22 protein-coding genes are annotated in these 22,336 nt (G+C 44.2%); 10 read left to right on the top strand and 12 right to left on the bottom strand.

Annotated elements, in window-relative coordinates:
* Nucleotides 1-32 precede the first annotated feature (32 nt).
* Nucleotides 33-1,061 (bottom strand): ferrochelatase, encoded by a 1,029-nt coding sequence (gene hemH, locus H562_RS0109820; protein ID WP_027377350.1) that lies wholly within the window; start codon nucleotides 1,059-1,061, stop codon nucleotides 33-35.
* 144 nt (nucleotides 1,062-1,205) lie between these two features.
* Nucleotides 1,206-2,084, bottom strand: coding sequence for a NifU family protein (locus H562_RS0109825; protein ID WP_027377351.1), 879 nt, complete (start codon nucleotides 2,082-2,084; stop codon nucleotides 1,206-1,208).
* A gap of 167 nt (nucleotides 2,085-2,251) precedes the next feature.
* Between H562_RS0109825 and H562_RS0109835 the strand changes: the two genes are divergently transcribed.
* Nucleotides 2,252-2,764, top strand: coding sequence for a gamma carbonic anhydrase family protein (locus H562_RS0109835; RefSeq protein ID WP_027377352.1), 513 nt, complete (start codon nucleotides 2,252-2,254; stop codon nucleotides 2,762-2,764).
* Between the two features lie 6 nt (nucleotides 2,765-2,770).
* Nucleotides 2,771-3,706, top strand: a complete 936-nt coding sequence (locus H562_RS0109840) for a YihY/virulence factor BrkB family protein (protein WP_027377353.1) — start codon at nucleotides 2,771-2,773, stop codon at nucleotides 3,704-3,706.
* Between the two features lie 2 nt (nucleotides 3,707-3,708).
* Here H562_RS0109840 and H562_RS14960 read toward each other — a convergent pair whose 3' ends face one another.
* Nucleotides 3,709-4,173 (bottom strand): hypothetical protein, encoded by a 465-nt coding sequence (locus H562_RS14960; protein ID WP_034691054.1) that lies wholly within the window; start codon nucleotides 4,171-4,173, stop codon nucleotides 3,709-3,711.
* Nucleotides 4,174-4,299: 126 nt separating this feature from the next.
* On the opposite strand from H562_RS14960, the gene H562_RS0109850 reads away from it, so the two are divergent.
* A complete protein-coding gene (locus tag H562_RS0109850) occupies nucleotides 4,300-6,423 on the top strand; it encodes a helix-turn-helix domain-containing protein (RefSeq protein ID WP_027377354.1) in 2,124 nt (707 codons plus the stop codon).
* A 22-nt stretch (nucleotides 6,424-6,445) separates the two neighbouring features.
* Here the strand turns inward: H562_RS0109850 and lnt are convergent, their stop codons facing one another.
* The 6 genes from lnt to H562_RS0109885 all read right to left on the bottom strand — a co-directional run bounded on the left by lnt (nucleotide 6,446) and on the right by H562_RS0109885 (nucleotide 12,388).
* Complete coding sequence (gene lnt, locus H562_RS0109855; RefSeq protein ID WP_027377355.1) at nucleotides 6,446-8,086, bottom strand: apolipoprotein N-acyltransferase; 1,641 nt, start codon at nucleotides 8,084-8,086, stop codon at nucleotides 6,446-6,448.
* Between the two features lie 91 nt (nucleotides 8,087-8,177).
* Nucleotides 8,178-8,543: a dihydroneopterin aldolase gene (gene folB, locus H562_RS0109860; RefSeq protein ID WP_027377356.1), complete on the bottom strand. Its 366-nt coding sequence runs from the start codon at nucleotides 8,541-8,543 to the stop codon at nucleotides 8,178-8,180.
* Between the two features lie 418 nt (nucleotides 8,544-8,961).
* A complete protein-coding gene (nadA, locus tag H562_RS0109870) occupies nucleotides 8,962-9,981 on the bottom strand; it encodes a quinolinate synthase NadA (RefSeq protein WP_027377357.1) in 1,020 nt (339 codons plus the stop codon).
* 3 nt (nucleotides 9,982-9,984) lie between these two features.
* Nucleotides 9,985-10,716 (bottom strand): Rossmann-fold NAD(P)-binding domain-containing protein, encoded by a 732-nt coding sequence (locus H562_RS0109875; RefSeq protein ID WP_027377358.1) that lies wholly within the window; start codon nucleotides 10,714-10,716, stop codon nucleotides 9,985-9,987.
* A complete protein-coding gene (gmk, locus tag H562_RS0109880) occupies nucleotides 10,713-11,276 on the bottom strand; it encodes a guanylate kinase (protein ID WP_027377359.1) in 564 nt (187 codons plus the stop codon). Before gmk ends, H562_RS0109875 begins: the two co-directional genes overlap by 4 nt.
* Nucleotides 11,277-11,530: 254 nt before the next feature.
* The gene (locus H562_RS0109885) at nucleotides 11,531-12,388 is read right to left on the bottom strand and encodes a YicC/YloC family endoribonuclease (protein WP_027377360.1); all 858 of its coding nucleotides are present in this window, start codon (nucleotides 12,386-12,388) and stop codon (nucleotides 11,531-11,533) included.
* A gap of 130 nt (nucleotides 12,389-12,518) precedes the next feature.
* On the opposite strand from H562_RS0109885, the gene H562_RS0109890 reads away from it, so the two are divergent.
* The 5 genes from H562_RS0109890 (at nucleotide 12,519) to murI (ending at nucleotide 17,792) form a co-directional block, all read left to right on the top strand.
* Entirely contained in the window at nucleotides 12,519-13,595 is a 1,077-nt protein-coding gene (locus H562_RS0109890; RefSeq protein ID WP_027377361.1) for a PASTA domain-containing protein, read from the top strand.
* Nucleotides 13,596-13,655: 60 nt separating this feature from the next.
* Nucleotides 13,656-14,708: an RluA family pseudouridine synthase gene (locus tag H562_RS0109895; RefSeq protein WP_027377362.1), complete on the top strand. Its 1,053-nt coding sequence runs from the start codon at nucleotides 13,656-13,658 to the stop codon at nucleotides 14,706-14,708.
* Nucleotides 14,709-14,758: 50 nt separating this feature from the next.
* The gene (locus H562_RS0109900) at nucleotides 14,759-15,709 is read left to right on the top strand and encodes a PorP/SprF family type IX secretion system membrane protein (protein ID WP_027377363.1); all 951 of its coding nucleotides are present in this window, start codon (nucleotides 14,759-14,761) and stop codon (nucleotides 15,707-15,709) included.
* A 57-nt stretch (nucleotides 15,710-15,766) separates the two neighbouring features.
* The gene (hemW, locus tag H562_RS0109905) at nucleotides 15,767-16,891 is read left to right on the top strand and encodes a radical SAM family heme chaperone HemW (RefSeq protein WP_084466356.1); all 1,125 of its coding nucleotides are present in this window, start codon (nucleotides 15,767-15,769) and stop codon (nucleotides 16,889-16,891) included.
* Nucleotides 16,892-16,961: 70 nt separating this feature from the next.
* Nucleotides 16,962-17,792: a glutamate racemase gene (gene murI, locus H562_RS0109910; protein WP_027377365.1), complete on the top strand. Its 831-nt coding sequence runs from the start codon at nucleotides 16,962-16,964 to the stop codon at nucleotides 17,790-17,792.
* A gap of 92 nt (nucleotides 17,793-17,884) precedes the next feature.
* On the opposite strand, the gene H562_RS14965 is transcribed toward murI, so the two are convergent.
* The 3 genes from H562_RS14965 to H562_RS0109925 all read right to left on the bottom strand — a co-directional run bounded on the left by H562_RS14965 (nucleotide 17,885) and on the right by H562_RS0109925 (nucleotide 19,963).
* Nucleotides 17,885-18,514, bottom strand: coding sequence for an RsmD family RNA methyltransferase (locus H562_RS14965; protein ID WP_051190472.1), 630 nt, complete (start codon nucleotides 18,512-18,514; stop codon nucleotides 17,885-17,887).
* A 21-nt stretch (nucleotides 18,515-18,535) separates the two neighbouring features.
* Nucleotides 18,536-19,252 (bottom strand): DUF3822 family protein, encoded by a 717-nt coding sequence (locus tag H562_RS0109920; RefSeq protein WP_027377366.1) that lies wholly within the window; start codon nucleotides 19,250-19,252, stop codon nucleotides 18,536-18,538.
* 216 nt (nucleotides 19,253-19,468) lie between these two features.
* Nucleotides 19,469-19,963, bottom strand: coding sequence for a Smr/MutS family protein (locus H562_RS0109925; protein WP_027377367.1), 495 nt, complete (start codon nucleotides 19,961-19,963; stop codon nucleotides 19,469-19,471).
* A 407-nt stretch (nucleotides 19,964-20,370) separates the two neighbouring features.
* On the opposite strand from H562_RS0109925, the gene glyA reads away from it, so the two are divergent.
* Nucleotides 20,371-21,636, top strand: coding sequence for a serine hydroxymethyltransferase (gene glyA, locus H562_RS0109930; RefSeq protein WP_027377368.1), 1,266 nt, complete (start codon nucleotides 20,371-20,373; stop codon nucleotides 21,634-21,636).
* 256 nt (nucleotides 21,637-21,892) lie between these two features.
* Nucleotides 21,893-22,321, top strand: coding sequence for a regulatory protein RecX (locus tag H562_RS0109935; RefSeq protein ID WP_034691057.1), 429 nt, complete (start codon nucleotides 21,893-21,895; stop codon nucleotides 22,319-22,321).
* The last annotated feature ends 15 nt before the right edge of the window (nucleotides 22,322-22,336 follow it).

The raw sequence follows: 22,336 nt of genomic DNA on the forward strand, positions 1-22,336 counted from the left end.
GGTTTTTAAAACCTTGAAGGATTAAGCCTGTTTCACACCATATAAAACTCATGCAGTTTTTCTTCGCACAGCGTTTTCACCACTTCAATCCAGCGGTCTTCGTCATTTAGACAAGGTATGTAATGAAAGTTTTCGCCACCGCCATGCATAAACTGCTCTTTTCCTTCAACGGAAATTTCCTCTAAAGTTTCCAAACAATCCGACACAAATGCCGGGCAAACGATCGCCAGGTTTTTAATTCCTTTTCTTCCTAAACCTTCCAGGGTTTCATCGGTATAAGGTTCCATCCATTTGTCCTTTCCCAGGCGCGACTGAAACGTGACGAGCACTTTTTCCTTTGGCAGATTTAATTTTTTAATGACTTCTTCGGTCACTTTGAAACACTGGTGTCTGTAGCAGAACTGGTGGCTCGGATTATTGTCCCGCGAGCAGCAGTCATTCAGGTTACAGGTATTTGTCGGGTCGGTTTTGTAAATATGGCGTTCCGGAACACCGTGATAAGAAAATTGTAAGGCATCAAAATTTTCCGGGAGTTTTTCACGAATGCTGTCGACAAGACAGTCGATATAGATCTGCCGGTTGTAAAAAGGCTGTATATAATTGATCTTTATATTTGGGAAATACTTTTCACGGACTTCCTCCGCTTTGTCGATCACCGTTTCCGTTGTGCTCATGGCGTATTGCGGGTAAAGAGGGAAAAGGACCACTTCGGTTACGCCCTGCTCAGTGAGTTTCCGCAAGCCGGTTTCGATGCTCGGTTCGGCGTATCGCATGCCGATCTCCACAGGTACATCCACCAGTTTCTGCAGTTTTTTCTGAATCCTTTCGGTAATGAAAATAAGCGGTGAACCTTCGTCGGTCCACACGGTTTCGTAAGCTGCCGCAGATTTTTTCGGCCGCGTGTTCAAAATAATTCCCTGTACAAGCAGGGAGCGGAAGAACCAGCGGTAGTCGATCACCTTTTCATCCATCAGGAATTCATCCAGGTATTCTTTTACATCAGCCACTTTTGTCGACCGTGGCGAGCCGAGATTCACTAATAAAATTCCTTTTTTTGCCATTTATTTTTTTTATTTTGGGCGCCTATTTCCGCCTTCCACTCCCGCTTCCCGCGCTTTGCAGCGCGGGAGAGCTCCGTTCAAGTCGGGGCGCAACTCACTTAATCTCTTAAAAACTCTCCACTGTCAACTGTCAGCTTTCAACCATTAACCATTAACCGCTTCCACTTTCTCCACGAGCTCCGGCACAAACTGTTTCAGTATATTTTCAATACCGCCTTTCAGTGTGGCCGTAGAGCTGGGACATCCTGAGCATGCGCCCTGCAGCAACATTTTGGCAGTTTTTGTTTCGGCGTCATATTCCATCAGCGAGATTTTACCGCCGTCACCTTCAACTGCCGGCGCCACATACTCCATAAGAATGTCGGAAATCTGCTGCTCCGCCGCCGTATATTCGCGGTTTGTGAGGTGTTCCACCGGGCTTTCGTGCTTTTGCGGCGCCACGTTGGAAATTTTACCGCCGTTATTCAGATATTCGGTAATAAATGTCTGAACGGTAACCATTACTTCATGCCATTCTACAGAAACTTTTTTTGTGACTGCCACAAAGTTTTCAGAGATGAAAACTTCTTTTACGAAATCAAATTCTTCAAAAAGCGATTTTGCCAGTGGAACGTCATTGGCTTCGGAACTGTTCTTTACCTCTACGAAACCGTTCATCAGCGTTTTTGTGGAGATAAATTTCATCACCGCAGGATTTGGCGTCATTTCTGAGTACACCTGATGGGCTTCCTTTTCTTTCTGCTGATAAACCCTCGGATTGCTCGCGAGTTCATCTTCAATAATATTCTTTAAACTTTCTACTACATGTTCCCATTCTACCGTATCCTGCTTTGCAACCGCGACAAAATTTGCAGTGATAAAGATTCTTTCAATGAAAGGATAATTAAAAAGCTGCTGCGCGAGTGGAATCTCAGAAATATCTGAACTCCTGTCCAACTCCAAAGATCCCGGAATGAGGTTGTAGTCGGCTACAAACTTCATTACTTTCGGGTTTTGTGTAGGCTCTATAATAATATGTCTCATTTTAATTGCTTAAATTTGAGTACAAAAATACGGATAAGAAATTACATTTTGGAACTGTCGCTTTAGACGCTGTCGATAATTCCGATATGCTGAATGTGACCATGTTCGGCCAGCGAAAGCGGGTTTGATGCAAGCTTTCAATTCTGGATTTCCTTTAAAAAAATAGTATGGCAATTGTAAAAGAACTTTTAGGTAAAACGCCTCAGATCGGTGCAAACACTTTTCTGGCAGAAACCGCGACTGTAATTGGTGACGTAACTATGGGCACGGATTGCAGCATTTGGTACAACGCTGTAATCCGCGGCGATGTGAATTTTATAAAACTTGGCGACAAGGTAAATGTACAGGACAATGTGATGCTGCACTGTACTTACGAAAGATTCCCGCTGATTCTCGGCAATAACGTTTCCGTAGGTCACAACGCCATAGTTCATGGCTGCACGGTGCACGATAATGTGTTGATCGGCATGGGCGCCATTGTGATGGATGACTGTCTGGTCGAAAGCAATTCGATCGTCGGCGCAGGTTCGGTGGTCATTCAGGGGACACATATTAAATCCGGTGAAGTTTGGGCGGGAATTCCTGCACGTAAAATCAAAGATATTTCTTCGGAACTCCTGGAGGATGAAGTCAACCGTATTGCCGATAATTATGTGAAATATGCTTCCTGGTACAAATAACATCTCATGAAATATCCGAAACTTGTCTGGCAGCTGCTGAAAGAAACCTTCACCGACTGGAACGGTTCCTCCGCGACAAAAGATTCTGCAAGCCTGGCATATTATGCGATATTTTCGCTGCCCGGTCTGCTCATCATTGTAATTTGGATCGCAGGTTTATTTCTTGGCGATGAAGCGGTTCGCGGCGAAATTACCGAGCAGGCAGGCGGAATCGCAGGCAAAGATATTGCAGACAGCCTGCAGTCCATGATCATGAGTGCGGTGCTCGACAAACAGAATATTTGGATGAAGATTTTTGGGGTGCTCACTTTGATCTTTGGAGCAACTACCTTGTTCTTTCACATGCAGCGCAGTCTGAATAACCTCTGGGAAGTGGAATCTGAACCAAAACGCGCCATTCAGAAATACCTGCTGGACCGCGCGAATTCTTTAGGCATGATTCTGATCATTGCATTTTTACTTCTTATAAGTTTGATCTTAACATCTGTTCTGAGCCTGGCCAATGACTGGATTACAAGGCATTTTGGTCTGGAAACATATCTCCTGGTTCAGATTCTAAATATTGTGGTTAGTTTTGGAGTCGTGGTCGTGCTTTTTGCCTTTATGTTCAAAGTCTTGCCCGATGTAGAAATTACCTGGCGTTGTGTATGGATGGGCGCATTTGTTACCGCGGTTTTATTCAGCATCGGTAAGTTCCTCCTGGGTTTTTATTTTGAAATCTCAAAACCCGCATCGGTCTTTGGCGCGGCGGGAACCATTATCCTGATTATGATGTGGGTGAACTATACCTGCCAGATCCTGTTTTTCGGCGCCGTGTTTACCAAGGTTTTTGCACGCAAAATGGGTTATGAAGTAAAACCCTCGAGTCACGCCAAATGGAATGCCGAAAAAACACTGCGCGATTCTTTACCTGCCGATAACAGCGCGGCCAAGCCCGCATAAATTTACTGCGCCGCGGTGTTGAGCGAATGGCCCGAAATCAGGACCGCTTTTCCTTCTTCACATTTAATTCCCGCCGGCGGCTGCACCATCATGCAATCGGACATAAGTCGGTACTTTTTGTTAAAGGCTGACTGCAGCGCCGTAAACTGTTGGATCTTCAGCAGGATTTGGTCTTCATCTTTTTTTGGATAGGCGATATACGAACTCGGGCCACCACACGGTTTGGACCCGATCGCAGCAAAAGTCCAGTCTTCAGGATCGCTGCAGCTAACGGTTGCGATCAGTGAATCGATTTCTTTAATTTTTGCAGTCATCAGCTCTTTATCCAGCTGCTGTGATACATTGTTCTCAGGTTTCAGTGCGATATCTTTCGGAAAGTTTTCGGGATTGTCGGCGGCTTTTTTGCTTCCGCAGGAATGTAAAACAATGGCAGTAAGCAGAATGATCAAGGTATTTCGCATTTTCATTATTAAAAGTTTCAATATTTTAGGAACGCTTAAAATTATAAAAAATTGGAAACATCTAAAAAAAACACCACTCAGATATTGCACGCTCCTATAGTTTAAATAAGGGATTTTGGCTAAATTTGACCGATGAACGAATCTCTATTCAACTTAGCGGAATACACCAACCGAAGTATTTTTCTCACCGGGAAAGCCGGCACGGGGAAAACCACTTTTCTTAATGAGTTCGTTCGCAAAACCAACAAAAAACACATCGTGGTGGCGCCCACAGGAATTGCCGCGATCAATGCGGGCGGCGTCACGATTCACTCGATGTTTGGCCTGCCACTGCGGACATTTCTGCCGACTACAGAACGAATCGACAGCAATCTGGCCAATAATATCGCCGACCTGATGCACCATTTCCGCTATCGCAAAGAGAAACTGAAGCTCCTGCGCGAACTCGAGATCATTATTATTGATGAGGTTTCCATGCTCCGTGCGGATGTTTTGGATATGATGGATTTCTCGCTGCGGTCCGTGCGCCGGAATCAGCAGAAATTTGGCGGTGTTCAAATGCTCTTTATCGGCGACCTTTATCAGCTGCCACCCGTGGTGCGGGACGAAGCGGTCTTAAAACAATATTATCCTTCGCCCTTTTTTTTTGAGAGCTATGCCTTAAAGGAATTACCTTTAATAACACTCGAACTTACTACTGTTTACCGCCAGAAAGATGAAAAATTCCTTGATATTCTGAATGAAATCCGCGACGGTGCTGTTGGCGATATAGATTTCGATGTTTTAAATGAAAGATATGATCCGGATTTCGAACCTACAGATGAGCCTTACGTTTATCTGACCTCCCATAACCGAATGGCAGATGCCATTAACCAGAAAAAACTTGCCGAACTGCCGGGTGAATCCTATTTCTATACCGCCGATATTACGGGAAACTTCAACGAGAACCAGTATCCCAATGAAGAGGTTCTGGAATTAAAGGTGGGTGCTCAAATTATGTTTCTGCGTAATGATGCAAGCGGTGAAAGCAGATATTTTAACGGGAAACTTGCGGAAGTCGTAGACCTTGATGAAAAAAATATTTCAGTGATCATCGATGGTGAAGATGAAATTTACAAGTTGAAAAAAGAAACCTGGGACCAGAAAAAATATTCACTGGCTGCCGATAAAAGTATTCAGGAAGAAGTTCTGGGCAGTTTCAAGCAGTATCCGATCCGTCTCGCCTGGGCTGTGACCATTCACAAATCCCAGGGTCTGACCTTTGACCGCCTTATCATTGATGCCGGAAAATCTTTTGCCTCGGGCCAGGTTTATGTTGCACTTTCGCGTTGCCGCACACTGGAAGGCATTGTGCTGAAATCGAAAATTACGCCGGATGTTATTTTTTCGGATAAAAGAGTTTCTGAGTTTCAGGATAAAACCCATGCCAACAGCCGTATTGAAGAAATTCTGCAAAGCGAAAAGTATGATTACAGCATTAAAAAAATAGTTGACCGTTTAGACAGCAAATGGATGGCTCCGTCGCTCGAAACCTGGTTTTTCAACGCAAACATCAGTAAGTTCCTGGACCACGACAAGGCCAGGTTCATTTACGAAACTTTGAAACCCGACGTACTGAATTACGGAAACATTTACGAAAAGTTTGCAAAGATCATTCAGCAGAAAACCCAGAAATTTATTGAGGGAACCGAGGAGTGGACCGAAATTGAGAATAAGGCAAAAGGTGCCGTCAATTTCTTTTTTGAAAACATTAATGCCAAAGTTTTTGCGCCACTAAAGGATTTCTACGCCGAAACGAAAGGCGTGAAAGGGCTGAAGCAGTATAATGACGATTTTCGGGTTTTTTTAGATGATCTTGAAGATTACCTGAATGACCTCAAAAGCCTGCATCTGCTGGAAAAACCTTTGTTTGATAAATCCATCGACGTGCCCGTTACAGCGAAGATTGCAAAAATCCCATCGCATATCCTGAGTTTTCAGCTTTTCGAAGAGGGAAAAACCATTCCGCAAATCGCAAAAGAACGCGGACTGGTCACGGAGACCATTTACGGACATCTGGCTAAATTTGCAGAACAGGGTTTGCTGGATATCAGCCGGATTTTCGATAAAGATAAAATTAAAACCTTTCAGCAAGAACACCGGAACAATTCGCACGAAAGTTTAAATGACTGGAAACGCGCTCTGCCCAGCGATTTTGAATTCAATGAAATACGGTTACTGCTGAACCACTTTAACCACAAAAATTCGAAATCCTAAACTGGATTAATAGTGTCCGCTCTTACTTCTTTGCCGCTTTCTTCCGGTTCTGAAATTTCTTGATCAGTGTATAAAAAACCAAAAAGCCAAAAACGAAAAGCGACAGTCGCGAGAGCAGATCACCCGCACGGGTGTAAAAAGTCTGGTGATCGTACAGGTTCACTTTAGCAAACAAAGCGGTTTTATCACCGTAAAATGTGTCAGCTTCCACATCGCCCCGGGCATTGATATGGGCGGAAATTCCGCTGTTTGCGGCACGTGCAATTTCGCGGCGTGTTTCAATTGCACGAAGCCGGGCATAAGCCATCAGCTGTTCGTGGCCCTGCGTAACGCCCCACCAGGAATCATTGGTCATGATGGCGAGAAAATTTGCACCTTTCTTCACGTATTCTGTGACAAATTCGCCGTAGATACTTTCATAACAGATAATCGGTGCCAGTTTTCCCGCGTTATACGGATTGCTGAAAACCTTGCGCTCGGGATCGGTTGCAAGTGAGGCTGTGGTGCCGCCAAGATTAAGCATTGCATCTCCAAGAACCGGTTTAAGTACATTGATGTACGGAAAATTCTCCACACCGGGAACCAATTTTCCCTTGTGATACACTTCCACTTTGCGGTCGGGAATGACCTGAACTGCAGAATTATAACTGTCTACAAAAACACCCGGAGAAGTCTCGTAAGCGGTTCGCGGATGTTCACTGCCGGGCGGGTAAAAACGGTGCGATGAAATTCCTGTAGTGAACACGGATTTAGGATGTCTGCTGAGGAAACCTTTTACGTTATTGAGAAGAAGACTTTGCTCAAAGCCGTTTTCGGAGATTGAACCGTAACCCGGGAAAGAAGTTTCGGGGCCGATATAATAATCGATCTGGCCTTTCGAATTTTCTTCAGCCAAGGTCAGGAGGTCGTTTAGAATCGTAAGGCTGTCTTTCGAATATTTTTCATGGTAGGGATCCAGATCGGGCTGCAGCATCAATACGTTTACTGTTTCCAAAGGTTTTTGGTTAAAGTTTTCATATTTCGCAAAAGAGATCAGCATCGGCAGGAAGATGACGGCAGCCAGAACAGAGGAATTGATGATCAGCGATTTTCTTTTTCTGCCGGCTTCCCAGATCCGCAGTGTGTAGAAAAAGTATACGTTGATGAGCAGGATCCAGAAACTGCCGCCCGTTGCACCCAAAGTGTCATACCACTGGATCACTTTCGGATAATCTGCAAACGCATTCCCGAGGTTCAGCCACGGCCAGGAAAATTCCCAGTTCATGTGAAGCTGTTCGAAAACCATCCACACCGCTACAAAAAACACCAGTCCAAAGTAAGTTCCCTGCGCTTTTTTGTAAATATGATAGAGTTGGAAAACGATGGAGTAGAAGAGGGAATTTAAAAGTACAGGAACAACGACCGCCATTAATGAATGAGAACCGTCGGGGTTTCTGGCGCCGTACAGCCAACCCGTTGTTACAATGTTCCAGATTACAAAACAAAGAAAGCTCAGGCCGAAAATTGCGCGAGCCTTGTTTTTGATTTTTGAAAAATGGGTGATGTCATGCTCCATCATCAAAAGTGGAACAAGCGCTATGAAAATAAAAAACGGAATTCCGTATGTGGGCCAGGAAATACTGAGAAGTACGGCTGAAAGTAAACTGAGCAGAAAATATTTCATAAGTGTAAAGTAAGTGCCGCGTGGTTTTATGATCTGCAGCTTGATCTACGCAAATTTAACGAAATATCTTTGTTTTCCGGCACGGCGTCATTTAGCGGTTCACTGATTTTTCTATTTCAATGCTTACGCCGTCCATTTCGCCTTTCATTGGTGGGTTGGTCTTGGTAAGTTTTATTTTCATGAAGGTGATCTGCGGAAAAGCAGCTTCCAGTTTGGTGAAGATCCGGCCGACCACATGTTCCAGAAGTTGGGAGTGGATTTTCATTTCCTGGTGTATAATGCTGTTGATCTCGGCGTAATTAATGGTGTCAGCCAAGTCATCGGTTTGAGTTGCCTTTTCGAGATCTGCGTGAATTTCTGCGTTTACAATAAAATAGTTACCGATGATTTTTTCTTCCGCAAGCACGCCGTGAACAGCATAGATTTTCAGGTTTTCGAGGAGTATCTTTGATTTCATCTTTTTCTGATTTAATTTCAACTGCAAAGAACGGAAAAGGTAAGGAAGATTCCTGAATTTTTAAAAATGTGCCCTTTAACTTGGGTAAATCGCGGCGAAGGATACCGCAACCTGCCGAGAGCCTTACGGCTAACAGTGGGATGTTTCACCGGGATCGTGCATTCAACTATTTAATTTTAAATCCCCAATTCCAACATTTTCAAACTTTCAAATTTTCAAACACTTAAACCTTCAAAAACTTCCCTTCACCGGGAAGAAACCCGCAATAGGGATGGAAGTGGAAATCCCGGACCCGCCGCGGCGGGGAGGAATTGCAACGGACAGCCCGGCTTTTTTCGGCGCTGGCAAAGGTGCGGCGGAAAAAGATTGCCCAAAGTGAAGTGTTCTTTATCCGTAGTTTTTTATAAACGAATTGACGTTATTTTACGGTTTTCGACAGGTCGAGCATGGCTTCGATGGGTTTCAGGGCCCGCAGGCGCAGTTCTTCGTTGATCAGGATTTCGGGCAGTTCGTATTTCATGCAGAGGTAAAGTTTCTCCATGGTGTTGCGTTTCATGTAGAAACACTCGGAGCAGTTGCAGCTTTCGTCGAAAACCAGCGCAGGCACCAGTTCTTTGTGTGGAGCACGTTTGCGCATTTCGTGCAAAATACCTTCTTCTGTAGCGACAATAAATTTCTGGCAGTCATCTTTTTCCACGTAATTTAAAAGCGCGGAAGTGGAGCCGACGAAAGAGGCAAGATCCAGCACCGGTGTTTCACTTTCGGGATGTGCGATGAGTTTGGCATCGGGATTTTCAGCAAGCTGTTTGGCAATTCTTTCCATGGAAAAGGCTTCGTGCACGATGCAGCTGCCATCCCAAAGAATCATATCGCGGCCTGTTTTTTTGGCGAGATAGCGGCCAAGGTTTTTATCGGGCGCAAAAATAATCGGCCGGTCAGTAGGCAACGATTTGATGATGGTTTCCGCGTTCGAGCTGGTGACGATGACATCTGATTCGGCTTTGGTTTCCGCGTTGCAGTTGATATAAGTCGCGATGATCGCGTTCGGATACTGGGCGCGCATGGAACGCAGACCTTCGCCGCTGCAGCCATCCGCCAGGGAGCAGCCGGCCTGGGTGTCGGGTAAAACGACTTTTTTAGTGGGGTTGAGGATTTTTGCAGCTTCGGCCATAAAATGCACGCCGCAGAAAGCGATCATGTCGGCCTCGGTATCTTTTGCCTGGCGGGCAAGCTGCAGGGAATCGCCCAGAAAATCCGCTACATCCTGAATGGCAGGCGGCTGATAATAATGGGCGAGGATTACGGCGTTCTTTTCTTTCTTAAGATCAAGAATTGCTTTTACAAGATCTTCGCCCTGCGGAATAATGAGGTCATCGATTTTTAAAAAACCTCTGACGGGAAGATTTGATTTGGCTTTATCTAAAGTTTCGGTGCTCATTTTCTAAAAATATTTGGGGTTGGGATGTATAAATTTATAACTAAAATCCTGAATAAAATGTTGTGGCGAGATAATGCGCTGGTCCGGAGCGGATTTATCATTTTTAAAATCTGTAACTGTCACTTGCAGGATTTCGCCAAGTGAAGGATGTTCGGGCGCCACGATATTGTAAATCTCAGCTCCTTTTTCTTCTGTTAAAAGCAGTTCTGTAATAGCCACGATATCTTCATAATGAATGTAATTGACTTTTTTTCCGGGATTTGCGGGTGCTTTATGTTTAAAGAAATTTTGGGGTGACCTTTCGTCACCCATTAAACCTCCAAAACGCAGAACTGTGGTTTGGGGATATTTTTCTTTAACTAATGTTTCCGACGCCAGAATATCGGGGCGCAAATTTTGAAGAAAATCTTCGGTGTAAATTCCGGGGTCCTGCGGGTAAATGCCTGTAGAACTGAAAAACAAAGTTTTCGGAAAAGAAAGCTGGAGTCTGGCAAATCCGCTGTGCCAGGAATTCCGCGACACGGGCATGCTGAAAATTGCCATTTCGCTTTCATTTAAAAAACTGAAGTTTTCGGTTTTGTTGAAATCAAGGAGATGGACTTCACCGGCGACTTTCTCTAAAGTTGGGATTTTCTCCCGCGAAGTCGTGGTGGCAAGAACATGGTGGTTTTTTTCAGTGAGGTACGCGGCTACGCGCTGCCCGAGCCAGCCGCAACCAATGATGGCAATATTCATGATTTCAGGAAATTGCCGACGAGAAATTCTACCTCTTTTTTTGCGCGGTCCAGATCGCTGTTGATGACGATCTGATCGAACTGTTTTTTGAAAGTCATTTCTTCAGCTGCTTTGTGAACGCGGGTTTTAATGGTTTCCAGCTCGTCGGTACCTCTGGCGATCAGCCGGAGTTCCAGTTCTGCTACAGAAGGTGGCATGATGAAAATTGAAAGTGCCTGGTCTCCAAAATAATTTTTAAGTGAAATTCCGCCTTTCACGTCGACGTCGAAAATTACGGTTTTCCCGCTTTGCCAGATGCGCTCCACTTCGGCTTTTAGCGTGCCATAGTACATATTTTCATATACTTCTTCGAACTCGACAAACGCTTCGGAAGCAATCTGTTCGCGGAAATTTTCCGGGGTAATGAAGTGGTAATCTACTGTGTTTTTCTCTTCGCCCCGGGGATTTCTCGTGGTGCAGGAAACAGAAAACGCAAGTTCCGGAAATGTCTCCAGGCAATGCTTGACTAAGGTGGTCTTTCCACTTCCGGAGGGTGCTGAGAATATGATGACTTTGTTCATAACCGATTATTGATGGGTGATTGATTCTGGATAACGGACTGAGAGATAATAGATAATAGACTTGGAGATAATAGATGATAGACTTGGAGATGATAGATAATAGATAATAGACTGAAAATATCAGCTTATTGTGAACTTTGAACCTTCAATAATGCGCCATTTCAACTTTCAACTTTCAACTTTCAACTTCTGACTTCTGACTTCCGACTTCTGACTTGCGAATTCCGACTCAAAAGTCTTTCATCTCTTCGTCTTTAAAGTACATTCAGTATCTGTTCCTTTATTTTTTCCAGATCGTCTTTCATCATTACCACGAGTTTCTGGATTTCGGCATGGTTGGCTTTTGAGCCCAGCGTGTTGATTTCGCGGCCGATTTCCTGAGAGATAAAACCAAGTTTTTTCCCGTTGAAGTTTTCATTCTGCATGACTTCCAGGTAATACTTCAGGTGTTGCGTGAGGCGTACTTTTTCTTCGGCAATATCCAGTTTTTCTGTAAAATAAGCCATTTCCTGATAAAAACGTGTTTCATCGATCTGATCGAATTCTTTCAGCGTGTTGCGGTATTTTTCCTTTACCGCGTCCAGCCGAACGCTTTCATAAGGTATTACTTCCTGCAATGCTTTTTCGATGTTTTGAATGTTCCGTTTCAGTTCATCTTGCAGGATCTGGCCTTCAGTCTGCCGGAAATTTTCAAATTTTAATAAGGCATCCTGTACAATTTCTTTTAAGACCTGCCATTCTTCATCGCTGAGGCTGTCGGTTTTAGCAGCAATCACGTCCGGCATTCTTACGGCCATTTTAAGATATTCGAAATCCGGTCCGTCGCCTGCAATATTTTTTAAGCTGTTAATATATGATTTTACGAGTTCTTCATTAATGTTGACCTCCGCACCTTCGTCCAGATTTTCCAGGTTGATGTAGCAGTCCACTTTACCACGCTGTATGCGGTCGTTGAGGATTTTGCGGATCTCGAATTCCTTTTCTTTGTACCGCTGCGGCATTTTTAGATTGAGGTCAAAGGATTTGCTGTTCAGAGATTTCAGGTCGAGGGTGATTTTTTTTCCTTCGAAAACACCTTCGCTTCGTCCGAAGCCGGTCATGGATAGAATCATGTAATTTCTTTAAGCAGCAAAGATAAATATTTCCAAACTTTCCTGGTCAAGAAAATACAGGCCTTAAGTTCTGTGCGCCAATCAGAAAAGATTATTTTATATATTTGCAGTTATATAAAGATGCCAAAATATGCTTAAATCGCTTTTCCACTGGAAGGTTTTAGTCAATTTACTTTTAGCGGCTGCCGTGTTTACGGGGTTGGTCTGGTTAACTTTTCGCTGGTTAGAGCTGCATACCAATCACGGCAAAGAAATTGCGGTTCCCAATGTGATGAATAAGTCCGTGCACGACGCCATCAGAATTCTTGATGATTCCGGTCTGGAGTATGAAGTCGACAGTTTTAAATATGATCCTAAATTCCGCCCTTTTCAGGTGTTGCAGATCTATCCGTCGGCAGGTTCACATGTGAAGGATGGCCGTACAATTATTCTGAAAGTGAATCCCCGAACGTATGCACAAGTTTCCGTTCCCGATATTCTGGACCGCTATAAAGGCTTGGCTTTCCGCCAGCTGGAGCAGGTGGGTTTAAAGGTTGGTGACACCATCTTCGAGCCGAGCATTCAGCGTGATGCAGTTTTGCGGATGATGTACAACGGTTCTGTTCTGAAACCGGGCTCGCTGTTGCCAAGATTTACCACAATAGATCTTGTGATCGGTGCAGGTCCGCGCCGGAATATCACCGTGCCGAATCTCGTTGGTTTAACTGTGCAGGAAGCTAAGGCAATCATCGCCCAGAATTTATTTGAAATCGGTCTCGTGGAACACGAAGACGGTGGCAGCGATAATGCCGACATTGTGTATTATCAGGATCCGGCACCTTTTGATGTGCGGGACCAGGGAATGCAGATCGATATTTGGGCCAGTAAAAAAACGCCCGCCGAGATGCGCGGAAAGATCTCCCAGCTCGACGCTATGTACCGCATTAAAGTCGATACCAGTGATCCAAACGACGTATATCTGAACGAGTCGTATCGGGAAGAAACACCACGGCCTGCAGCGCCAAGAAGTGAAACACCGAGATCTGAAACTCTTCCCCGGGAAACGCAACCCGCAGAGGCACCGAAACCGACAGCGCCAAAAACAACCGTTGAACCCAAACCGAAAACGACAGCCACACCTGCATCTGCAGTAAAAAGCCCGGAACCCAAAACAACCCCGGCAAAACCCGCAGAAAAGCCAAAGGCAAAAAAGGTTATTGTCGAATAAATTGTAACTTCAAAAAATATAGTGAAGCTTCAACCAAAAGTTGGAGCTTTTTTACACCAAATGAGCGATACTACCGACGAAATTTTTGACGAGCAACCGCACGAAACCGGTGATACCGAATCTACAGGTCTGTACGAACATCTGAACATTAAGGTAGATAAGAATCAGGAACCGCTCCGCATTGATAAATACCTGCATATCTTCCGCCAGAACTCTACCCGTAACAAGATCTCACAGACCTGCCGCGCGGGAAATGTAGTGGTTAACGGTACGCCGGTGAAACAGAATTACCGCGTAAAACCTGGCGATGAGATCTCGGTACTGCTCACAACACCGCCGCGTGAAAATCTTATTATACCCCAGGATCTGCCCATCAGTATCGTATATGAAGATGATGACCTTCTGGTGGTGGACAAGGCTGCCGGCATGGTGGTGCATCCCGGCCACGGGAATTATGACGGAACTTTGGTTAATGCGCTGGCTTATCATTTTGAAAAGAACGGCCAGAAATCCGACCTCGACAGAGTTGGGTTGGTTCACCGCATTGATAAAGATACCTCGGGCCTTTTGGTCATTGCCAAGAATGAGTATGCGCTGAGTTATCTTGCCAAACAGTTCTTCGACCGGAAAACAAAAAGGCTGTACTGGGCATTTGTGTGGGGAAATATCGCTGATGATGAAGGAACAATCCGCGGAAACATCGGCAGGCACCTGAAAAACCGTATGCAGATGGCCGTTTTTCCGGATGGCAGCCTGGGTAAACATGCCGTGACACATTACAAAGTCCTCGAGCGCTTTCGCTACGTCACCTGGGTGGAATGTAAACTGGAAACAGGCAGAACGCACCAGATCCGTGCGCATTTCAAATATATCGGCCACACGCTCTTTAACGATGAAAGATATGAAGGCAACCAGATTTTAAAAGGCGTAAACCTTCCGAAATACAAACAGTTCATCAAAAATGTTTTTGAAGTGTTGCCGCGCCATGCGCTGCACGCGCACACATTGGGTTTCACACATCCCGTGACCAAAGAAGAGATGTATTTTGAAAGTCCAATGCCGCAGGATATGCAGGCCGCCGTGGAGAAATGGCGGAATTATACCGCTGATTAATAGCAGGAAAAGTTTTTTTATCTTTGCCAAAAATGCATCCAATTTGAATTATGAGAAAAGTAGGCCCAATATTGTTTATCCTGGTCTTTTTCGGTCTTTGTAAAAGCCAGGAGACACTTCCGTACTACCAGCAGTATCTGCTCGAAGGTGATTTTCTCTTCAATCCTGCCCTATACGGCAAGACCGATGATGTGGTGGTGAATTTAAATTACCAGAAACAGTTTGCGGGATTCGATCAGTCGCCCAATGTGCAGTCGATCGGACTTCATGCAAATGTTTTCGACCGGGTTGGCGCGGGACTTTCCTTTTTCCGCGATCAGAACGGTCCTATTTCTTCTAATGGGATTTCTGCCGGTGCGTCTTATTTTATTCCTATTGATGATGATGGCGAGCGTAAAAGTCAGTTCTCATTTGGTACCAATGTGAGTTTCTATAATATGAATATCGATCTGGCGATGCTCAATCCGCAGGATCCCGGTGACCCGACCTTAAGCTCAGATGCCAACAGCTTATTCCTGGTTTATACCAATTTAGGTATGGCTGTGACTTACCGTAATCTATTCGCGGGGGTTTCTGTAAATGATATTGCGATTACCAATGATATCCCTATCGTAAATGGCATAGAACCTGAACCAACGAAAATTATCCTGAATGCAGGTTACGATTTCTATCTGGGGGAGCAAATGTATGTGACACCATCGGTACTGATGAATTTCAATACCAATTCCTCCAAGATGATCGATATGAACGTAATGGCTACTTTTCTGGGAGATGAAAATTCATTTTCCGCAGGCGCCAGTTTCAGGTCTGCCAGCAACAAATTCGGAAATCAGAGTTTAGGCCTTTCGCCCATTATCAAAGCTACAGTCAATAATTTCTTTTTCGGGGCGACTTATAATTTTGGTATGTCGGATATTCAACAATATGCAGGCAGTAGTTTCATGCTGAGCGTGGGTTATAATATCGAAAATTTCATCAACACGCGCGGGTTCAGGTATTAAGCACGGTTAGAGAATTCTAAATTTCCTGATATCTGACTTTCTTCCCGGAACTTCAACATGATCTATCTCCATATTCCTTTCTGCAAGCAAAAATGCAGCTACTGCAACTTTCACTTTTCCACGTCGCTGCTTTACAGAGAGGAAATGATAAGCGCGCTGAAGAAAGAGATCTTTCTGCGCAAAGATGAATTGCAGTCGGACCGCTTAAAATCGCTGTATTTCGGTGGTGGTACGCCTTCATTGCTTTCAGCTGATGAGCTTCAGTCTTTAATTGACGAGGTGTTGAAATATTTTTCTTTTGATGAAAATATCGAGATCACGCTTGAGGCAAATCCTGATGATTTGGATAATAATTTTGTAAAAGCGCTTTCTAAAACACCCGTCAACCGACTCTCAATTGGAACGCAAAGTTTTTTTGAAGATGACCTGAAACTAATGAACCGCGCGCACAGCGCCCCAGAAGCGGAAAGCTCGATCAAACGTTCGCAGGATTTTGGATTCGAAAACATTAGTATTGACCTGATTTACGGATCTCCGACCTCCAATATGGATATCTGGAAAAAGAATTTAGAAAAAACCCTTGAGCTGCAGGTTCCGCATGTGTCTTCTTACGCGCTCACGATTGAACCGAAAACGGCTTTAAATACCTGGATCACACAGGGGAAAATTAAGGCACCGGACGAAATTGTGCAGCACGAAGAATTCTTTTACATGACCGCACTTTTAAAGGAGAACGGCTTCGATCATTATGAAATTTCAAATTTTGGTAAACCCGGCCTTCATTCGAAACATAACGCGGCATACTGGAAATATAATGAATATCTCGGCCTTGGTCCATCCGCGCATTCTTATAACGGCCGCGAGCAGCGGAGCTGGAATATTGCAAACAACAGGAAATACATCGATTTACTTTCGCAGAATAAGCTGGCAAAAGAATCTGAAATCCTGTCGGAAAAGGATCAGTTCAACGAAATGCTGATGATCGGTCTGAGAACGGTTTGGGGTGTTGATCTGTCTGTCTTAAAGGATAAGTTTACCGCTAAGATCCTGGATCATTTCGAAAAAGCCATTAAGCACAAACTGGAAGAAGATATTCTACGTATCGAAAACAACCACCTGAAAATCCCTGAAAAACACTGGTTCCTTGCGGATGGAATTGCCTCGGACCTGTTTATTATATAAATGAGCAGCACGCTTTCATCTTACTGATATCAGGCTGAATTTTGTATTTTTGTAAAAAATTTCCTCCCCTTTGAAAAAGAAAAAGCCCGACTACAGCCATCTTTCCGCCGCCCAACCGATCGGCATTTTCGATTCCGGCGTGGGTGGGCTCACGGTAGCAAAGGAAATCAAAAAACTTCTGCCGCATGAAGACCTCATCTATTTCGGCGACACCAAACACCTTCCATACGGTGATAAATCCCGGGAGGCGATCGTAGGCTATTCTACGCGCATCACTAATTTCCTGCTCGAGAAAAACTGCAAGGCAGTGGTCATCGCCTGCAATACCGCCACGGCAAACGCATTGAAAGAAGTGCTGGAGCTGGTGGCTGAGCGCGTACCGGTGATCGACGTGATCAATCCGGTAGCTGAAAAAGTGTCATACGAAATTCACAATAACGTAGGTGTGATTGCCACTAAAGCTACCGTAAATTCCGGCCTTTATAAAAAGTCCATCCGCAAACACAACAAGTTTATAAAGGTTGATGAACTTGCAACGCCGCTGCTTGTTCCGGCGATTGAAGAAGGTTTTAAGAATCACCCGATAACGCACGCCATCATTTATAATTATTTAAGTCACAGCAAGCTACGGAATATTGAAACGCTTATTCTGGGCTGTACACACTATCCGCTGCTGTTGGATGAGATCAAACAGTTTTACGGCAACCGCGTACGCGTGATCGATTCGCCTACAATTGTTGCCAATCAGCTGAAGATCATTTTAGAAAAACATCACCTTTTGCATTCAGGCAATCCGCAGCCTGTTTATCAGTTTTTCCTGTCGGATATTACCAAAAACTTTGAAAAGATCTCTAAAAAATTCTTTGGAAAAAGTATCGACCTGGAACTGAAAGTGTTATAAGCAAACCTGGAAAATTAAGCATTGATCTCGCTTAAGTAGAAATCCTGGTCTTTTTTTTTTATTAAAAAGAAACAGTAAAATACTCTACAAAATTAAAGACCGTTCTTTTCAGGATCGGCGTCCTCTGTTGCGGGCGCTTCTGTTGGATGATCAGTGATCTGAGGCTCATTAGCTTTAAAAAAAGAAAAACTCACGTTGCCGTATTTCCGCGTATCGAGCAGATTTGAATGGGTAAGTTTCAGGCGGCTTTGATGTTCGAGGATGAAAATACCGTCATCCTTTAAAAAACCATTGGACAACACCAACGCAATCAGTTCCTGATATTTTTCCTCGGTGGTATCGAAAGTCGGGTCAGCAAGCACGATGTCGTAACTTTCGCGGTTGCGGTTTTTCTTCAAATAATCGTACACATCGGCACGCTGCACATTAATTTGCAGTGCCATTTCGAGTTCTGCCGCAGTGGAACTAATGAAGGCAGCGTGTTTGGGATTCATTTCGACCGCCGTCACATCCTGGCATTCGCGCGAGGCAAACTCCAGCGAGATAGAGCCAATTCCGCCAAAAAGATCGAGCACCGAAACCGACGCAAAATCAAAATGATACCGGTTTTCGATAATACTGAAAAGTGCTTCTTTCGCAAAATCCGTGGTCGGTCGTACTTCGAAATTTTTGGGCGCAGAAATCCGCTTGGATTTCCATCTGCCGCTGATAATTCTAAACATATGCTGTAGGCTGGAGCGTTCTTAATTCAACACAAAATTCTTTTGCGGAATATTGTCGAAGACAATTTTTAGGTTTCGGACGAATTTTTTCAGTTCGGAGATGAAGGTTTCGTTTTCGGTAGTTTCTCCGTAAACAAAAAACTGCGTTTCATCTGTACCGAAGCCGATCTTGCTTAGGGTGAACATAATGAAATACAGAAAATCAACCTCTGAATTCACATCGAGATTGTTGTAGAGGATGACTTTTTTCCGGTCTAGGGCGAAAAATTCTACCTGTTGCCGGTAAAGATTGATGTGAATCTCTTTCTGGTTTTTTGGCGAGAGGGAATTCAGAAACTTCTCACCGGAAAAATTAAAGTTAACGGGCATTTTCGTGCCTTTGATCAGGCTGTAAAAATTTTTCGGAAAAGTATAGTAAAACTGTACACCGAATTTTTTGTTCACCGACAGCATGAGTTCTTCATTATCTTCTGCAACCGGCGCGTTGAGGGCAATAAGGTCGTAGCCAAGTTTGTGCTCTGCAAAGCCTTCGGGTAAAAGCGTGAAATGGTTCAGTGCAGAAACCACGCTGATGGCGGTAAATTTGTTTTCCGCCAGCAGGGCAGTCAGCTTTTCTTTTAAAAAGTCTGCCGCGGTATCTTCAGTTTCGGTAAACTGATTTTCCTGCACCACCGTTTTATTGCGAAGCACCTGGTAATGCACGCTGTCTTTCGTAAAAAGTAATTTCAGTTTTTCCATTCGTTCTTGCCACAAATTTATTAAAAATTACCGGGCTATTGAAATTTAATGAAGCGGGCGCGGAGCGATTATATCCAATTGAAAAAGCGCAGGATAGTTTGTTTATTTTTAACGGTCTTGAGTTTTATAGTTTTCGGCGGCTGAGCACATCGGTTTTTCAGGATTAAATTCCTGCAGATCAAATTCCCGGAGGAGTTTTCCCGCTAAATACAATTTTTACTTAAAATAAACCAGCACGGTACCACTCTGTTCATGCAGTATCTCTCTGTTGTGAAAATCGAGGCCGGTTTGGCTTTCGAGCACTTCGTAAACCATTTGCTGCAGTACGCCATCGCCGATTCCGTGGATGATCTCGAGCTTTTTTAAATTATTTTTCCGGCAGTAATCGAGTGTGTCGCGCAGTTTTTCTTTTTGAAGGAAAACTCGCTCCGAGGCAGAAAATCCCCGCGTATCTTTAACCAGATTTTCGAAATGCAGATCGAGGATCAAAGGTCTTTTGTGGTGTTTTTTGGAGATCGATTTTGAAGTTTCGGTTTTCTGTACGGTTTTGATCTCGGTGTAGATTTCCGGTTCCTGCAGCACCACTTTTGAGGCCGGATATTCGTAGGTGAAACCATGTTCATCTTCGATGACCACTGTTTTCCCTGAAACGGAAATCACTTTCCCTTTCAGCAGATCATCTACCACAGAAACTGCATCGCCGATTTTCATATTGAATTTTTCTTCAGAAGGCGAAATTAGGGAAATTCTTTTTTTGGGAAACTTGGTTCAATCAAATTAAAGTTAAGCCTAACACTTTACAAATTCAGTTTTGAAACTTGCAGTAGCATTTGAAGTTTCACAGTCTGGTAAATCACAGGGAATCATACATTCGGAAGATTTCAAAAGTTTTCAAAATAATTGAATCCTGCAGCCGGTGATATCAATCGTACAACATTAGCTACGAACGAAACTATATTTGTCCTTTAGCTTCCCAGCAGGCGCCCCATACTATCATTTCCGGAATAAGCAGGAAATGGTAACCGAAGTGAGCTATGGGAATTAATTCAAGCTTGAGTTTATCCCTAAAATTTCCATAAATTTACAATCCTTTAATCACCGTAAACATTCACTATACAATGGATCCAATTTTCGACCTTATAGAAAAAGAAAGACAAAGACAAACGCACGGTCTGGAACTCATCGCCTCCGAAAATTTTGTTTCGGATAACGTGATGAAAGCAGTCGGCAGTGTTTTAACCAATAAATATGCGGAAGGTTATCCCGGCCGCAGATATTACGGTGGCTGCGAAGTCGTAGATGAGGTTGAAACATTGGCTATCGAAAGAGCAAAACAGCTTTTCGGTGTGGAATATGCCAATGTGCAGCCGCACTCCGGTTCTCAGGCTAATGCCGCGATCTATCTGGCGGTTTTAAAACCCGGAGACAAAATCCTGGGCCTGGACCTTTCAATGGGCGGACATTTAACGCACGGTTCGTTTGTGAACTTCTCCGGCATTCAGTACAACGCCAATTTCTATGGCGTTGACCGCGAAAGTGGCCTGATCGATTACGATGCCATGCGCCGGAAAGCTTTTGAGGTGCAGCCCAAAATGATCATCGCAGGCTATTCTGCTTATTCAAGAGATATTGATTTCAAAAAATTCCGTGAGGTTGCCGATGAAGTAGGTGCTACTTTATGGGCCGATATTGCGCATCCCGCCGGACTTATTGCCAAAGGATTGCTCAGCTCACCGTTTGAGCATTGCCATGTGGTGAGTACGACCACGCATAAAACTTTGCGCGGACCGCGGGGAGGTTTGATCATGATGGGTAAGGATTTCGAAAATACCTACGGCCACCGCACACCGAAAGGCGAAACCAAAATGATGAGCCAGGTGCTGGACAGTGCCGTGTTTCCGGGAATTCAGGGTGGTCCGTTGGAGCATGTCATCGCGGGAAAAGCAGTGGCATTCGGTGAAGCACTTGATCCTAAATTTGAAGTCTATGCAAAACAGGTCGTTGCCAATGCCCGTGCTCTGGCAAAAGCCATGATGGTCCACGGTTTTGATATCGTAAGCGGCGGAACAGATAACCACCTGATGCTCGTCGACCTGCGTAATAAAAATGTGAACGGAAAAGAAACCGAAAAGGCGCTTGTAAGGGCAGACATTACCTGCAACAAGAATATGGTGCCGTTTGATGATAAATCAGCGTTTACCACCTCGGGGATCCGCCTCGGAACTGCAGCCGTAACGACGCGCGGTTTGAAAGAAAATGATATGGCAACTCTCGCCGAATACATCAATGAAGTGGTGGATAACATCAATGATGAAAACCGCCTTACAGAGGTACGCAAAAAAGTGAATGCGATGATGGAAGGAAGGCCGTTGTTTGCAGGATAGAGTTAGATCTGTCGGGTTGATAACGGCTAATATTTGAGTTAAGTTACATTCGGATGTTAAGCTAGGATATGTTCTGCCGATGATTGGGCGGTCTGCAGGAAAATTGCCGTTAATCGAATGTAGAATTTTAACGACGGTTCGGTCAGTACCTTTTCGGTAAAGAACTTGGCTTTTTATATCAGCTGCAAATATCATTAACTACAAATACCGTGATTTGGACAAAAAATCCCACACTTTCAGCGAAATAAAACTCAAGATGGCGAATTACTGTGTGTATCAGGACCGCTGCCATCAGGAAGTGGAGCAGAAAATGCGGGATTTCCTTCTTATTCCCGAAGCCAAAGATGAGATTTTGCTGTATCTCTTGCAGGAAAATTACCTTAACGAAGAAAGGTTTACACGCAGCTATATCCGCGGTAAATTTTATATGAAATCGTGGGGACGGAATAAGATCCGGAACCAGCTGAAGTTCAAAGGTGTGCCCGAAAAACTCATCAACAGCTGTTTTGATGAAATTGACGATGATGATTACCGCCAGACACTCACCAAACTCTATGAACAGTATCATTCGAAGTTAAAGGGTTTGCAGGCGTATCAGAAAAAGTCAAAAACCATCAAATTCCTGCTGTCAAAAGGATTTGAATATGAAGAAATAAAAGAAGTGATCGCGCAAAGTGAAGACTGAATTACTGAATTGCCG

The sequence above is a fragment of the Kaistella palustris DSM 21579 genome, from assembly GCF_000422265.1.
GTDB classification, from domain to species: Bacteria; Bacteroidota; Bacteroidia; order Flavobacteriales; family Weeksellaceae; genus Kaistella; species Kaistella palustris.

Coding starts and splice junctions, on each gene's coding strand:
- hemH (WP_027377350.1), bottom strand. CDS start 1,061: ATGGCAAAAAAAGGAATTTTATTAGTGAATCTCGGCTCGCCACGGTCG.
- H562_RS0109825 (WP_027377351.1), bottom strand. CDS start 2,084: ATGAGACATATTATTATAGAGCCTACACAAAACCCGAAAGTAATGAAG.
- H562_RS0109835 (WP_027377352.1), top strand. CDS start 2,252: ATGGCAATTGTAAAAGAACTTTTAGGTAAAACGCCTCAGATCGGTGCA.
- H562_RS0109840 (WP_027377353.1), top strand. CDS start 2,771: ATGAAATATCCGAAACTTGTCTGGCAGCTGCTGAAAGAAACCTTCACC.
- H562_RS14960 (WP_034691054.1), bottom strand. CDS start 4,173: ATGAAAATGCGAAATACCTTGATCATTCTGCTTACTGCCATTGTTTTA.
- H562_RS0109850 (WP_027377354.1), top strand. CDS start 4,300: ATGAACGAATCTCTATTCAACTTAGCGGAATACACCAACCGAAGTATT.
- lnt (WP_027377355.1), bottom strand. CDS start 8,086: ATGAAATATTTTCTGCTCAGTTTACTTTCAGCCGTACTTCTCAGTATT.
- folB (WP_027377356.1), bottom strand. CDS start 8,543: ATGAAATCAAAGATACTCCTCGAAAACCTGAAAATCTATGCTGTTCAC.
- nadA (WP_027377357.1), bottom strand. CDS start 9,981: ATGAGCACCGAAACTTTAGATAAAGCCAAATCAAATCTTCCCGTCAGA.
- H562_RS0109875 (WP_027377358.1), bottom strand. CDS start 10,716: ATGAATATTGCCATCATTGGTTGCGGCTGGCTCGGGCAGCGCGTAGCC.
- gmk (WP_027377359.1), bottom strand. CDS start 11,276: ATGAACAAAGTCATCATATTCTCAGCACCCTCCGGAAGTGGAAAGACC.
- H562_RS0109885 (WP_027377360.1), bottom strand. CDS start 12,388: ATGATTCTATCCATGACCGGCTTCGGACGAAGCGAAGGTGTTTTCGAA.
- H562_RS0109890 (WP_027377361.1), top strand. CDS start 12,519: ATGCTTAAATCGCTTTTCCACTGGAAGGTTTTAGTCAATTTACTTTTA.
- H562_RS0109895 (WP_027377362.1), top strand. CDS start 13,656: ATGAGCGATACTACCGACGAAATTTTTGACGAGCAACCGCACGAAACC.
- H562_RS0109900 (WP_027377363.1), top strand. CDS start 14,759: ATGAGAAAAGTAGGCCCAATATTGTTTATCCTGGTCTTTTTCGGTCTT.
- hemW (WP_084466356.1), top strand. CDS start 15,767: ATGATCTATCTCCATATTCCTTTCTGCAAGCAAAAATGCAGCTACTGC.
- H562_RS14965 (WP_051190472.1), bottom strand. CDS start 18,514: ATGTTTAGAATTATCAGCGGCAGATGGAAATCCAAGCGGATTTCTGCG.
- H562_RS0109920 (WP_027377366.1), bottom strand. CDS start 19,252: ATGGAAAAACTGAAATTACTTTTTACGAAAGACAGCGTGCATTACCAG.
- H562_RS0109925 (WP_027377367.1), bottom strand. CDS start 19,963: ATGAAAATCGGCGATGCAGTTTCTGTGGTAGATGATCTGCTGAAAGGG.
- glyA (WP_027377368.1), top strand. CDS start 20,371: ATGGATCCAATTTTCGACCTTATAGAAAAAGAAAGACAAAGACAAACG.
- H562_RS0109935 (WP_034691057.1), top strand. CDS start 21,893: ATGGCGAATTACTGTGTGTATCAGGACCGCTGCCATCAGGAAGTGGAG.